The sequence below is a fragment of the Nitrosopumilus sp. S4 genome (genome assembly GCF_054515835.1).
Map to the genome: position 1 here is coordinate 675,817 of NZ_CM137258.1, position 14,137 is coordinate 689,953.

17 protein-coding genes are annotated in these 14,137 nt (G+C 33.2%); 7 read left to right on the forward strand and 10 right to left on the reverse strand.

What is annotated here, in order from left to right; genetic code table 11:
- Window positions 1–9 precede the first annotated feature (9 nt).
- From ilvN to ACX119_RS03700, 4 genes are all read left to right on the forward strand, one after another.
- Complete coding sequence (gene ilvN / locus ACX119_RS03685; RefSeq protein WP_459351781.1) at window positions 10–492, forward strand: acetolactate synthase small subunit; 483 nt, start codon at window positions 10–12, stop codon at window positions 490–492.
- On the forward strand, window positions 489–2,003 hold the full coding sequence (locus tag ACX119_RS03690; RefSeq protein WP_459351782.1) for a 2-isopropylmalate synthase: 1,515 nt from the start codon (window positions 489–491) through the stop codon (window positions 2,001–2,003). The genes ilvN and ACX119_RS03690 overlap by 4 nt, the downstream gene beginning before the upstream one ends.
- A 32-nt stretch (window positions 2,004–2,035) precedes the next feature.
- Window positions 2,036–3,049: an isocitrate/isopropylmalate dehydrogenase family protein gene (locus ACX119_RS03695; protein ID WP_459351783.1), complete on the forward strand. Its 1,014-nt coding sequence runs from the start codon at window positions 2,036–2,038 to the stop codon at window positions 3,047–3,049.
- An 80-nt stretch (window positions 3,050–3,129) separates the two neighbouring features.
- Window positions 3,130–3,978, forward strand: coding sequence for a hypothetical protein (locus ACX119_RS03700; RefSeq protein WP_459351784.1), 849 nt, complete (start codon window positions 3,130–3,132; stop codon window positions 3,976–3,978).
- A 220-nt stretch (window positions 3,979–4,198) separates the two neighbouring features.
- On the opposite strand, the gene ACX119_RS03705 is transcribed toward ACX119_RS03700, so the two are convergent.
- The gene (locus ACX119_RS03705; protein ID WP_459351785.1) at window positions 4,199–4,474 is read right to left on the reverse strand and encodes a hypothetical protein; all 276 of its coding nucleotides are present in this window, start codon (window positions 4,472–4,474) and stop codon (window positions 4,199–4,201) included.
- 162 nt (window positions 4,475–4,636) lie between these two features.
- On the opposite strand from ACX119_RS03705, the gene ACX119_RS03710 reads away from it, so the two are divergent.
- Window positions 4,637–4,768, forward strand: coding sequence for a hypothetical protein (locus ACX119_RS03710; protein WP_297592707.1), 132 nt, complete (start codon window positions 4,637–4,639; stop codon window positions 4,766–4,768).
- Here the strand turns inward: ACX119_RS03710 and ACX119_RS03715 are convergent, their stop codons facing one another.
- The 3 genes from ACX119_RS03715 to ACX119_RS03725 are packed head-to-tail and all read right to left on the reverse strand — an operon-like array spanning window position 4,769 to window position 6,862.
- Complete coding sequence (locus ACX119_RS03715; RefSeq protein WP_459351786.1) at window positions 4,769–5,014, reverse strand: hypothetical protein; 246 nt, start codon at window positions 5,012–5,014, stop codon at window positions 4,769–4,771.
- Between the two features lie 38 nt (window positions 5,015–5,052).
- Window positions 5,053–6,339, reverse strand: a complete 1,287-nt coding sequence (gene aspS, locus ACX119_RS03720) for an aspartate--tRNA(Asn) ligase (protein ID WP_459351787.1) — start codon at window positions 6,337–6,339, stop codon at window positions 5,053–5,055.
- Between the two features lie 10 nt (window positions 6,340–6,349).
- A complete protein-coding gene (locus ACX119_RS03725; RefSeq protein ID WP_459351788.1) occupies window positions 6,350–6,862 on the reverse strand; it encodes a transcription elongation factor NusA in 513 nt (170 codons plus the stop codon).
- An 81-nt stretch (window positions 6,863–6,943) separates the two neighbouring features.
- On the opposite strand from ACX119_RS03725, the gene ACX119_RS03730 reads away from it, so the two are divergent.
- Window positions 6,944–7,870, forward strand: a complete 927-nt coding sequence (locus ACX119_RS03730) for an ABC transporter ATP-binding protein (RefSeq protein WP_459351789.1) — start codon at window positions 6,944–6,946, stop codon at window positions 7,868–7,870.
- Between the two features lie 2 nt (window positions 7,871–7,872).
- On the opposite strand, the gene ACX119_RS03735 is transcribed toward ACX119_RS03730, so the two are convergent.
- Together ACX119_RS03735 and ACX119_RS03740 are read right to left on the reverse strand one after the other, a co-directional pair.
- On the reverse strand, window positions 7,873–8,175 hold the full coding sequence (locus ACX119_RS03735; RefSeq protein ID WP_459351790.1) for a hypothetical protein: 303 nt from the start codon (window positions 8,173–8,175) through the stop codon (window positions 7,873–7,875).
- A gap of 127 nt (window positions 8,176–8,302) precedes the next feature.
- The gene (locus tag ACX119_RS03740) at window positions 8,303–8,677 is read right to left on the reverse strand and encodes a DUF6659 family protein (RefSeq protein ID WP_459351791.1); all 375 of its coding nucleotides are present in this window, start codon (window positions 8,675–8,677) and stop codon (window positions 8,303–8,305) included.
- Window positions 8,678–8,769: 92 nt separating this feature from the next.
- Between ACX119_RS03740 and ACX119_RS03745 the strand changes: the two genes are divergently transcribed.
- Window positions 8,770–9,402, forward strand: coding sequence for a VTT domain-containing protein (locus tag ACX119_RS03745; protein WP_459351792.1), 633 nt, complete (start codon window positions 8,770–8,772; stop codon window positions 9,400–9,402).
- Here ACX119_RS03745 and ACX119_RS03750 read toward each other — a convergent pair.
- From ACX119_RS03750 to ACX119_RS03765, 4 genes are all read right to left on the reverse strand, one after another.
- A complete protein-coding gene (locus tag ACX119_RS03750; RefSeq protein WP_459351793.1) occupies window positions 9,399–9,953 on the reverse strand; it encodes a DNA-3-methyladenine glycosylase in 555 nt (184 codons plus the stop codon). The two genes, ACX119_RS03745 and ACX119_RS03750, sit on opposite strands and share 4 nt — an antisense overlap.
- Complete coding sequence (locus tag ACX119_RS03755) at window positions 9,937–10,530, reverse strand: uracil-DNA glycosylase (RefSeq protein WP_459351794.1); 594 nt, start codon at window positions 10,528–10,530, stop codon at window positions 9,937–9,939. The genes ACX119_RS03750 and ACX119_RS03755 overlap by 17 nt, the downstream gene beginning before the upstream one ends.
- Window positions 10,531–10,533: 3 nt before the next feature.
- Entirely contained in the window at window positions 10,534–11,949 is a 1,416-nt protein-coding gene (locus ACX119_RS03760; protein ID WP_459351795.1) for a TldD/PmbA family protein, read from the reverse strand.
- Between the two features lie 246 nt (window positions 11,950–12,195).
- Window positions 12,196–14,079, reverse strand: coding sequence for a sensor histidine kinase (locus tag ACX119_RS03765; RefSeq protein WP_459351796.1), 1,884 nt, complete (start codon window positions 14,077–14,079; stop codon window positions 12,196–12,198).
- Window positions 14,080–14,137: the final 58 nt, after the last annotated feature.

Consider the following 14,137-nt stretch of genomic DNA (forward strand, 5'->3'; position numbering starts at 1 on the left):
TGATTTGAAATGTGGGCAATTCTTTCTATTTTAGTTGAAAACAAACCTGGTATCTTGTTTAAGGTAACTCATCTTTTCAGATCAAGGAATTTCAATATTGATAGTATTTCAGTAGGGATTACTGAGAATCCAGAATATTCTAGGATGACTATCACCACATATGGAGATGAAAAACAAGTTGAACAGATTGTAAAACAACTCGATAAAATGATTGATACTGTAGAAGTCAAGCATTTAGATGAGCACAAAACAGTATATCGTGAACTTAGTCTTTTTAAGATTAAACTAAGTAATGCTAATGATAGTATGGAAATTAACAAATTGGCAAATGCATACGGTGGCAAAGTTCATGATGTAAAGAAGGATTCCATTATGGTAGAGTTAACTGCAACACCTGATCAAATTCAGGCATTTGAAGAATTAGCAAAACCCTTTGGAATAATTGATGTTGCAAGAACTGGTGTAACTGCATTGCAAAGGAGCGGAGCATGAAAGTTAGAATATTTGACACCACATTAAGAGATGGAGAGCAAACAATTGGAGTGTCATTATCCCCAGATCAAAAATTAGCAATTGCAAAAAAACTTGATGAATTAGGAGTTGATGCCATTGAAGCTGGATTTCCTGTAATCTCTGAAGGTGAATTAAAAGCAGTCAAGATGATTACTTCTGAAGGATTGTCTTGTGAGATTGCAGGATTATGTAGAACCATCAAAAATGATATTGATGCTGCAGTTGATGCTGGACTTAATTACATTCACACATTCATTGCAACCTCTGATATCCATTTAGAATACAAACTCAAAATGACACGTGATCAAGCACTTGAAAAGGCAATTGAGGCAGTCGAATATGGAAAATCACGAGGTCTTCAAGTAGAATTTTCTGCTGAAGATGCTTCAAGAACTGATAGAGAATTCTTAAAAAAAGTATTTGGTGATGTTGCAAAGGCAGGAGCTGATAGAGTCAATATTCCTGACACTGTAGGATATTCAACTCCTGAATACATGGCAGCAATTACTAAAGATACTGTAGAAGCTACGCACCTTCCAGTGAGTGTTCATTGTCATAATGATTTTGGTTTAGCAGTTGCTAATTCTTTAGCTGGAATTCAAGCTGGCGCATCATGTGCACATGTAACCATCAATGGAATTGGTGAGAGAGCTGGTAATGCATCATTAGAAGAATTCTCAATGGCATTGAAGTGCCTTCCATTTGAGCAAAAATATGAGACAAACATCAAATCTGAATTAATTTATGATACGTCTAGATTTATCTCAAAGACTGTTGGAATAATTGTTCAGCCTAACAAGGCAATAGTTGGAACCAATGCTTTTGGACATGAGTCAGGCATTCATACACATGGTGTATTGAGTAATCCTCTCACATACGAGCCAATTAGCCCTGAATTAGTTGGAAGAAAGAGATGGTTGCAAGTTGGAAAACATGCTGGTGTTCATGGAATGAATGCAATGCTTGCAGAGTATGGTGTAAAACCTACCGAAGAGCAATCACAAAAAATCTTGGAGAAAATCAAAGTATTAGGTGATGCTGGAAAACAAATCACAGATGTAGAGTTGTTATCCATTGCAAGTGATGTCTTAGGTGAGAAAGAACTCAAAAGAATTGTACAGTTGACAGGATTTTCAGTTTCAACAGGAATTGGAACAATGCCTTATGCATTTGTAAAATTAAACATTGATGGTCAGGATCATATTGGAACTGATTATGGTGTTGGACCAGTTGATGCAGCATTAAATGCTATTCAAAAAATTACTGGAAAGATTTCTGAAATCAGAATCAAAGATTATGGGTTGGCATCAATTTCAGGTGGATCAAGCGCATTATGTGAGGTTACTGTAAAAGTTGAAGATGCATTAGGTAACAAGGTCTCAGCAAAATCAGTTGGTGAGGATATTGTTACAACATCAGTCAAAGCTGTAATTGATGCAATTAACAGAATAATGCTCAAAAAGATGCTACAAGAAAAGCAGGTAAGCTAAATCCTAAAATTCCCTTTGATTGGTGTAATGGTATGTATAAAATCTCATTAATTACTGGTGACGGAATAGGACCTGAGTTATCAGAATCTGCAATTTCTGTTCTTAATGCTATTAATGACAAACTTGATTTGAAATTTGATGTCACTAAATTACCTGCTGGAGATAAAGCACTCAAAGAAACTGGAAAAGCATTACCTAGTGAAACCATTGATGCAATAAAGAAATCAGATGCGTGCATGAAAGCCCCTGTTGGAGAATCAGCTGCTGATGTAATTGTTGTATTGCGTAGAATGCTTGACTTGTATGCAAATATTCGTCCTGCAAAATCCTACCCTCACATGCCTGCATTAAGAGATGACATTGATATGGTGATAGTTAGGGAGAATACTGAAGATCTTTACACTGGAAAAGAATTCTCAGTTGGAGATTCTGCTGTTGCACTACGAATAATTTCTGAAAAAGCCTCAAAAAGAATTGCAAAATATGCATTTGAGACTGCAAAACAACGCGATTCAATGAGAAAAGTAACATGTGTCCATAAATCTAATGTTATGCGAGTAACTGATGGGTTATTTGCTAAATCATGTAATGAAGTATCAAAAGAATATTCTGACATTATTTTTGAGGAGATGTATGTTGATGCATGTGCCATGAACTTAATTCGTCAACCTGAGCAGTTTGATGTTATAGTTACAACAAATTTGTTTGGTGATATTTTATCTGATGAATCATCACAGATTGTTGGTGGATTAGGAATGGCACCGGCTGCTAACATTGGTGACTCTTTTGCATTGTTTGAACCTGTTCATGGTGCTGCATTTGATATTGCCGGACAAAATATTGCAAACCCTTCATCATTTTTGTTATCAATCAAGATGATGTGTGATTGGTTGGGAACAAAAAACAATGACTCTAAATGCATTGAAGTTGGAGAAAAACTCGAATCAACAATCTTTGATTTGGTAAAATCAGGAATGAAGACCAAGGATATTGGCGGTACTATGAGTACAACTGAATTTACAAAGCAGATTACAGATCATCTCTAAAAACAGTATCCCCCCGTTTTACACATAGAAATATGACGTTTTGACGTAATGCTTTTTTGTAAATGATCACAATTTCATACATGGTTGTTGATTTTCTTGTCGATGTTTTCAAAGATCCTCTAACTCAACAAATTCTAGCTGTATTGGCATCAGGGTTAGCGGGTTCAGTTTTTGCAATATTGGTCACATCGCATTATCAGAAAAAAAATTTAGAGTTTAACACAATTACAAGAATTTTTGATATGCTTGATGATGAAAAACACCGGGAGGCAAGGAAATGTGTAGTGAATGCATACAAACAATTTGTGACAAAGGACAATCTGGATTTGAGTATATTTACTGCAATTGAAGATAAAGTAGAAACTGTCAGATCAACATATGATCAAATAGGAATACTGATTTACAAATCGGTCTATGCAGATTCTTTGGGAGAGCCTACACCAAGAAGATTTCCAAAGTCCAAAGGCTACTTGCCACAAAAAATGTTTTTTGAAGCATATGCGGGCTCAGTGATTAACATGTGGACATGTTTGGAGCTTTTTATCAAATTCCAAAGGGGTAGGAAATATTCTGCAAAAAGATTCATGTTATTTTTTCAATACATGGTCAAAGATGCAAAAAAACATCACAAAGGGAAAGGTGAATCTGAAGTTCAAAAATTGGCTAAAGATAACAAAACAAAACTTGTCAAATGGCTAACTATGATCAAAAAGGATGAGGTAGATTCTGAAGGAAAAGAGAAACCATTTTTACAGATCATCTCTAAAAATGGTATCCTCCTTTTCTGCGTAAAAATAGAGAATATCTCAATAGTTGAATTGAAGAATCATAGACAATTTGTTCATAAAGTACAAATTCTAGAATTACAATCCACTGCGACGGAGGTTGTTTTCAATGACCGACAAGAAAAAGAAATAATACTAAATTAGAGGCATAGAAAATCTCATCTCTTATGCCTCAATAATTTTTTTAACAGTATATTTTCTGTTTTTTACAGATAATCTCTAAGAAATACTCTCAATGTATTCTTCATGAATCTTCTTTTGATTTTGAACTATCCACAAAAATGCCTCGTAATTTGCATCCATAGAAAATAATTATTTATTTTGTTAAACTAATCAAAGTGTAAAAAATTTGATTGAAGGGTTTTCAGTCTTTTCTTTTTTTGATATCTGATGTAGGTGGATTCAATGACCAGAAGAACAAAGCTAATCCTACTGGAATCATGATAAGCACTGCTGCAATTATTGAAATGGTGTAAAATCCTGGGTCTAATCCTGGAATTAATGGTCCTGGAAAAACTGCATATAGCCACAAAAATGCTATGAAAACTAAAACCACTTTGTTCTTTTTTACAATTTTTTTCCATCCTAGTTTTCGTTTGTGAATGTAGCAGCTCTTGCAACGAGTTTTATCATCTACCATGCATGATGTACAGCAATTCTTCTCACAAAAGTAGCAAATTCTATCCCCAAATACTGATCCACAAAAATCACACTTGTACACCAGGGTTAGTTGTACTTCTTTGAATTTATCTATTTTTAATAATTATCAATTTTTATAAATTGCATTTTATTGCTATCATACATGGTAGTTTGTTGTATTTGCAAGATTGCTGAAGGGACACTGAAAATCACTGATGGTAATCCAAAATACAAGGGAAAGCCTATTTGTAAGGAATGCCAAGGTTATCGTAAACTTTTGAAGGAAACAAAATAATTATTCTGATTTTGTTTTATTCTTCTCTGCCCACTCTTCGTACATTTTGATTAATTCATCCACGTCTTTACCGTCTTCTGAATATGTCAAAATTACTCCAAATGTCCCTTTTTTATCATGACCTCTTGCAAAATATCCCCAAAACGAATCTGGAAGCTTTTGAAAACTGTTTGAATCATGAGATACGCCAATTAGATTATTCCCAATAACTTCGACTACCTTTTTTGCATCTTCTTTTTCAATCATGGTTTTTGATAGTATTATTGCAATAAAAATCTGAATTACTATGGACTTAATCTGTCTGGGTCTCTTGGATACAAGACAACTTCTCTGACATTATCAATTCCAATTAGTGTAGTCATTAACCTATCTAATCCCATACCCCAACCTGAATGTGGAGGCATTCCCCAATCAAAGGCTTTGAGATGATCAGTAAACTGGTTTGGGTCTAATCCTTGCTCTTTTAGTCTCTCCTTTAGCATTTCAGGATTGTGAAGTCGAGTTCCACCTGATGATAATTCTAGATATCCGTATTGCAAATCAAATGAACGAGACAATGTTTTGTCTTCGTCTTTTTCTCGAATGTAAAATGGTTTTAGTTTCATTGGCCAATCAGTTAAAAAGAAAAACCCTGGATGTTTTTTTCCAATAATTCTCAAATGTGAATCAAGCAAGTCATCGCCAAATTCAATCTTCTCTCCTTCTTTTTTTAATTCCTCTACACACTGATTATACGTGATTCTCTCAAAAGGTGATTTTGGAATCTCTATTTTGTGTTCAATTACATCTTGTTCTGCTTTACAGTTCTCTGATACAAATTTGTAAACTTCCATGACTAGTGATTCTAAAATATCCATGACATCATTGTAGTCCATAAATGCCGCTTCAATGTCGATACTAGTAAATTCACTTAGATGTCTTCCTGTGTGAGAGTTTTCTGCTCTATAAAAATTTGAAATCTCAAATACTCTCTCTAGTCCTATTGTCATTTGTTCTTTGTAGAGTTGTGGGCTTTGTGCAAGATACGCCTTTTTCCCAAAGTAATCCAATGAGAATAAGTTTGCACCACCCTCACTTGCACTTCCAATAATTTTTGGAGTTGTAATTTCTATGAATTTTTTATCTGCAAGTGTCTTTCGTAAAATTTGCAATACATGATGTCTTAATTTGAAAATTGATGCTGTCTTTTGGTTTCTCATATCTAATGCTCTGTGATTTAATCTTGTGTCTATATTACTCTCCAGTCTTCCAATTGGATCGACTGGTAATGGATGAACTGCTTTTCCTAGAACTTCAATTTCTTCAGCTTTGATTTCAAATGCAAAGTCTCTGGCTTTAGTCTCTTGAACAATTCCCTTTACACTCACAACGCTTTGGCGATTTATTTCTCCTAAATTCTCATTTAATTCTCCCTTTACAATTACTTGAGAAATTCCTGAGACGTCCCTCAAAGTGATAAATGTCATCTTTCCTAGTTTTCTTAGATCCTCAATCCAACCGCCCAAAACAACTTGCTTGCCAATTAATTCTGTTGTTAGTTCATTAATGTCGTGAGTTTTTACAAAAACCATAATCTTATTCCTATCTTTTATCCTCAAATTCTATCTCAATGTCAAGGTTTCGGGCATTTTTTACAATTTGAACTACCTTTTCTGTATCAATTGGGAATCTTGGAGTCCATTTCCCTGAAACTACTGCTTTAGTCTTTTGAACGCCCCCTGGAGCCCAAACCGAATTAATTGATAGAATTTTTGTGGGAAAAAACAAATCTTCTATGAATTTCTTATCTGTCTCATCTGCCTCAACTAGCCAAATTTTGCCTTTGAATTGCTCTTGTAAAGTACGATAGAGTGTGCGACTTTGTCTAATTATCATAATGTCATTTTTTGCTAACGATAAAACAAAATTTTCATCAAACTCTTTGCATGAATATAGGCTAAAATTTTCTATTTCACTATTTGATTTGGCAATCTTTGCAAGGATTATTGATGCATCAACGTCTGCTTTTGATAGTGCTCCTACTTCTACCTTTTCCTCACACTTTGGACATAGTACGGCATTTTTTGCATCAAAACCACAGATTGGAAGTTTCATTTGAATCGACTTTTTATTTCAAATAATCTTGTTTATATCCCTTAGTGAAAAACAGAAATTCTAGTTTGGATCTAGAAGAATATGAAATTATCAGTTGATTCACTATCATCTAGATATTCTTCATCACAAGGACCTGTTTATGCAGTTGATGATGTCTCATTTGATATCAATGATGGTGAATCCATTGGAATTGCAGGTGAGAGTGCATGTGGAAAAAGTACTTTGGGGCTTTCAATAATTAGAATGATGTCTGGTGGAAAAACAACAGGTAAGATTCTCTTTGATGGTGAATCTATATTGGAGAAAAGTGAATCTGATTTTAATTCCAAATACCGCTGGAAAAAGATTTCAATGATCTTTCAGGGAGCAATGAATTCTTTAGATCCTGTATTTACAATAAAGGAGCAGTTTTTGGAAATTATCAAACAACACAAGTTTGAAGGTGACAAAGACAAGATGATATCTGACTCAATACATTCAGTGAGTTTGAATGAATCTATACTCGAAAAATACCCTCATGAGCTTAGTGGTGGAATGAAACAACGTGTCGTAATTGCAATGGCTTTACTTTTGAAACCAAAATTTGTTATTGCTGATGAGCCAACTACAGCACTTGATGTCTTGATTCAAGCTCAAATAATTAATTTATTAAAAAATCTCAAAAAACTTGGCATGTCATTTATGCTAATTACGCACGATTTGGCAGTTTTATCTGAGATTGCCGATAAGATTGGCATAATGTATGGTGGACAAATAGTCGAATTTGGTTCATCTGAAGAGATTTACAAAAATCCCAAACATCCTTACACTAAAGCACTGCTAGAATCCATTCCAACTCTAAAGGGAACTGCTCCAAAATACATTAAAGGAAATCCACCAAGCTTACTAAACCCTCCCACACAATGCCGTTTCATTGATAGATGTCCATTAGCAATTGAAAAATGCAAGACACTTCCAACAAAACTAAAAACTAAAACTGGATATGTTCGATGTTGGTTGTATGAATAATTTTATTTTGAACTTAGATATTCTTTATCAATTTTTTGTAAATAAATCTCTTGAATTTGAGTAATCTCTCTTTCTGTTGTATTTCTGCAAATCATTTTCAAATAAGTAATCAATTCTTCGTCTTGTTTAATCTTTCCAAACATCTCAATTTTTTTCAGTGATTCTTGTTCAAACTTCATAACATTTTGTAGTTCTTGACTAATCTGTTCTATCTTCATATCTTTGTAATTTTTAGACTTAGCTTTTCTAAAACTAATATCATCAATTAATTTTTCAAGCTCATCTGGCTCTTTCATATTTTTCATAAAAGCTACTAAAATAAGTTAATTTTGATTTTGTTTTTTATGTTCTAAAATGTGTTTGAGACCATCTGTCATACTTAGTGCATCCAAATCAATCTCACAATATGGGCACTTCAATGTGATTCTATTTCTAAGAGTATTTTTTAACCAATGGAAGACAAGAATCGATAATTCTTAGAACTTCAGATCTGATTACTTTTTTATCAATTGATATCCAAACTCTTAGTTTTTTTATGGCAAATGAAATGATCTGAACTTTCTTTCTTTCTTCCCAGACAAATTCAACTTCTCCTAGATTCTTATCGAAAAAGCTCTCCAAATCAGTTTTGATTGCAATGTGTGAAAATTGATACTGAGTATTTTTTGCATTTAGTAATGGTAGTAAATCTGCTCTTCTAGTGTATGATAATAGCTCTCCATCCTCACCAATTACGCCTACAAATCTAATAAATGGACTAATTGCTGTAATTGCATCACAAATTTGTTGATAGTCCTTTTTTACCATTTAATGGGATTGAAAATAGATGATATTTTAATGATTATAACCGAAATTTCAATCTAGATTTAATTAAATAAAGCATGATTTGAGACTCTTTAGTGGATTTTGTTGACCTATTTCCATTTGCACCTGAAGTAGGTTATCTTAGTTTATCCCTTGTCAATTTCTTTGGTTCGCTTGTACCATTTGTTCCATTACCTGGATTCTTGCTCTTAGCTACGATGGCAGTAGGAGATCAGTTTGATCTTCATGTTTTAGCTTTATTATCTGCAATTACTGCAACTGTGGCAAAACAAATTATTTTCTACGTTAGCTATGGTGGTAGAAAAATTATCAATGAGAAAACTCGAAAGAGAATGCGCCCTTTTGAAAGGCTTGTAAAGCGATATGGTGCAGGTGCTGCATTTTTTGCAGCTGCAACTCCTATCCCTGATGATTTAGTTTATGTTCCATTAGGACTTGCTAAATACAATCCAAAAAGATTTTTCATTGCTACACTTACTGGTAAAATTGTTCTAAGTTATGTTATTGTTTTTGTCTCTCATTATCTTGGATTGTCTTTAGTAGAGCCATTTATTGAAGACATTGATGATGCAACTCCAATTTATGTTGGGATAATTATTTTTGGTGTAATGATGACTGCTGTGATTGTTTTACTTTTACGATTAGATTGGCAAAGAATCCTTGGAAAATTTGCTCCTTGGACATTAGATGAAAACAATAAAGACTAGATGCTTTTAAAATTCCATAATTTTTCAGTTCCTTCTTTTATTCCAACTCGTGATGATTTTGTAATTTTATTAGGTTTTACTCCGTCAGTTATGAATAATTTGGAATCTTTAGTCAAATCTACACCATAATGCTCCTTTGTAATTTTCAAGGCCTGAGTTAATTTAGCAGGCCCGTTTGTCAGGTTTTTAAAATCTGAAATTTTTCTATTTACAATCATCTTTTCTATACCTTTTTCAGGCATGATTGCTCGAATCAATACTGCACCAGCTGCAGTTTTTGAATTTCTTGCCACTACATTAAAGCAATAATGCATTCCATATGTGAAATAAACATATGAATGCCCTACTTGCCCAAACATTGCCTTGTTTCTTTCTGTGATGTTTCTAAAAGCATGACTTGCAGGATCTTCTTTGTGTTTGTATGCCTCAGTTTCAATAATAATTCCTGAGATTTCTGTTCTTCCAATTTTTCTTATTAGTCTTTTTCCAAGTAGATTTTTTGCAACTGTAACAGTGTCTTGCAAATAAAAATCTCTAGGAAGAATATTCAATATCTACTTTGATCTCATTACCGTTTTTTAACTCTGTGATTGATTCAAAGAGTTTTTTGATATCTCCATTTAGAACTTTGATTAGTTCTTGGTTGTAAATTGTTGCTGCAGGATGAACAGTTAGAAAATAAAGTTGATTGTCTTTTCTTACAATTTTTCCTCTAAATTTAGTGATTTCAGAACCTCCTAACAATGAATTAAAGGCAGTATTTCCCAATATGCAGATTAATTTTGGTTTAATTATGGCAATTTCCTCATTGAGGTAATTCTTACACGTGTCTCTTTCGGCAATTGTTGGAACTCTGTTTTTTGGTGGTCTACATTTTACAATATTTGTAATATATACATCATCTCTAGAAATACCTGCTTCTTCAAGAGCAAATGATAATTTTTTTCCTGCCACTCCTACAAATGGTTCTCCACTGGCATCTTCATTTCTTCCAGGTGCTTCTCCTACAAAGATCACATCTGAGTGAAAATTACCTTTGCCTGGTACTGAATTTATTCTAGTTTTGCAGAGATCACATTTTGTACATTCTATAACATTTTGTTTAATCTCTTCTAATTTTTGACTCATTTTTTAATTCACACTCTTCACAGTAGCAATTCCTCTAATTGTTGGACCGCCATTTCCCATAATCATTGATTGCATTGGGTCACCTTTACCACAATTAGTAATTGGTCTTACAGTAAAGTCATTCCCACATGCATCAATTGACTCAAAAAATTCAGGCGCTGTTCCCACTACAATAACATCTCTGAGCAAATCTGTGGTCTCACCATTTTCAATTTTTTGTGCATATTGACAGGAGATGCTCCAATTGTATCTGTTCATATCAATTGATGGGACTTTCATATTTGAAATCAAATATCCATTTTTTACATCTTTGATTATTTCTTCAACCTTTCTATCTCCATTACCAATACATGTACATGCCATTCGAATTAGGGGCATGAAACGATAGTTTGTTGCCCTCATGTTCCCTGTTGGTACTGTATTGAAAAATTCTGCAGTTTCTCTGTTTTGCATGTGATTTTTTAGAATTCCATTTTCAACAAGATATGTTTTTTTAGTTTTAACTCCTTCATCATCAAATTCATACCACCCTAAACTCTCTTTGATTGTCGGATCATCAAAAACATTGAGGTGTTCTGACCCAATTCTTTTCCCTAGTTTTCCTTTCCACCATGCACCTCCTGCCCATGCCATCTCTTTTCCCATGACTCTATCAGCTTCAGATGGATGGCCTAAAATCTCATGTGTTAGTAATGACACAAAGTCTGGATTCATTACTACTGTTGCCTTTTCTTCTTTTACTGGTTTTGCTTTTATTAGACTGGATGCTCTTTTTGATATTGAATCTGCACTGTTTTGAATTTTATCCTTGGTAGTTAATTGTTCTATACCTCCTCTTCCACCTTCTGTAATGTTTACTGATTGTGTAAGACCTCCTTCATGAGCTGTTGCAATCATATCTACAACAACGTCTGTATAGTTTTGTTTAATGTGCGATCCTTCACTGTTTACAAAATATCTTGAATTAGTAGTATACCATGGATTGATAATTGATTTTATTATGTCTGGTTTGTCTGAAATTATTTTATTACACTCTAATCCTAATTGTGTCAACTCTTCAATTGTTGGTTTTTTAATTACGGGGTAATCGAGTTTTTTATCTTCACATGTTATTTGAAATAGATTGATTTTATCATTATCATTATGAACTGAATTGTTTTTAATTGTGTCATCAAGTACTTGTTTTATCTTATCAAAAGACTCTGGGTTTGTAATGGAGCAAAAACTCCATACTCCGTTTTTAATTAATCTGATACCTATCCCATTATCTTGGATAATTCTAGAATGCTCAATTTCCCCATTCTCAATTAAAACTGATTTTTTTCCTTGATGCTCTGCTCGTGCATCGCAATACTGAACTCCTAAGCCCGCTGCATAATTGATGGCTTTATCAGCAAAATCTTCAAGGGATGATTCCACAATCTATTGGAATTATGGACTCGTAAATCTTCTCTGTTTAACTATTTGAAATTGCAGGCATGGTAAAATAATACTCATCTTCAAAGTCGTAATCTGAAGTGCCTTTTTTGCGCAAATATTCAAAATATGATGTGCAATTTTTGTAAAATTCCTTGTTTTTTTCGAACTCATTTGGCATGTTTTTTATCTTAAAATATACATTTTTTAAAGAGAGTGAGTGTTTTTAGTTCTCAAAGTTTGTTTTCTTTAAGTTGAAATTGGTGTTTTTGTAGATTCTGACTCTTCTTTAGGAATGGTAAATGAAAAGGTTGCTCCTTGATTTGGAACGCTAGAAACTGAAATTACTCCATAATGATTGTCAATAATTCCTTTACAAATTGCTAAGCCAAGTCCACTACCTCCTTTTTCTCTAGTCAATGTTGCATCTACCTGATAGAATTTTTTGAACAGATCTTTTTGCTTTTCTTCTGGAATTCCAACCCCGTTATCTTTTACACTTATTTTCACTTCATTTGGTCTATCTTCTAATTGTATGTGGATTTTACCTGAACCTGGTGTAATTACATTTAGACTATTTTTAATTAGATTTGTCATTACTTGTCCTATTCTTTCTGGATCATGATTAATTTCCAAATCTATCAAATCCGTTGTGACCTCAACATTATCTCTTTCAAATTCTGGTTTGAACGATTGAATTGCTTTATCAATGGTTTCTTTAATATTGACCATTTGTTTTTTCATTTTTAGTTGACCTAAATCTAATTTTTGTGCATCAAGCAAATCTGAAATAATTGATAACAAAGTTTCTGAACTTGATTTGATAATTCCTATCCTTTCTTTTTGTTTGTCCGTTAATTTCCCCAAATGTTCACTAAGCAAAATATCTGAATAGCCCTGAATCGGCACTAATGGTGTTTTTAGTTCGTGAGTGATCATTGCAAGGAATTCATCTTTTGCAATGTCTGTTTTTCTTGCTTCTTCTTCTTTAACTTGGATTGTATTTGACATTATGTTGAAGTTATCAATCAATTGACCAATTTCATCAGTACCTGAATATTGTATTTTTTCACCATAGATTCCTTCCTTTACTTTTGAGAGTGCTTTACTTATTGCACCTAATGGCGATAATGACTGTCTGATGATTAGGAGAACTAAGAAAAATACTGCAATATCTACAACTAGAAGAATTTGTATGATAATGAATTTCTCTGAACCCTTGTTTGTAATCTCATTATTCCATGAGTTAAGTAAACCATCAATTTCATCAAATAGTGTATTTTTTTGCAAATTCATTTTATTTTTAGCTGCGTTGAATTCAGGAGATAAGAGTGATTTTTCTTCAAGAGTTTGAATTCTTAATTTGATTGATTCCCATAATGGATCTAATTTTCTTAATGATTCTGAATTTTCTCTAGGAATTGGATCTAATGTCTCATGTGTTGCCTCTACACTTTCGACATCTAAATCTGATGTTGGTAATTGTAAGAGTTTTCTAATTCCTATCTCAAATTCTAGATTCTTTTTTGCAAGTACATTCTGTGCCTCTTGGTCCTCTCCTATTGAAATTAACAAAGTTTGCTGGCCAATTATCTTTGCATTTTCTGCCAATTCCCCAGCTATTTTTTTATGTGCATTGAAATTTCTATCTAGTCCCTCCAACTCATTTTTCATATTGTTTGTAAGTAATATCAAATCTTGATTTTTTTGTAAAACGTAATTCATGGCTTGAGTTGCCTCTGAATCAAAAATTGAAGATTTTTCAACTTCTAAAACACTATTCTTGTATTTCTTCCAAGCAGATTCCACTTTATCATAATCCTCTGTTAATGTTTCAGGGATCTTTTCAAGTAATTGTTCTTTTATGATTCCCCCATGCTTTATTGTTGAAAGAGTTGTTTCAATTTCTTTTATCTGACTTTCAAAATCTTCTTTGTCCTGAATATTTCCACTTGCAATTGAAGTTGCTAATGATGAAATTAATTCAGCTTTAACTTTAACATCTCCTGCTCTAATTATTGAATATGATTGAGATACATCTGATTTATCATCTTGATATAGTAAAAGTAAGTTAAATACTGCAACTCCTATTAAAATTGCAATCAAAAGATATGCCTTTGTGACTATCTTCATAATCCATGAGACTTGGCATAGAGTATAAAAATAATGGTAAATTTTGTTTAGTGATTAA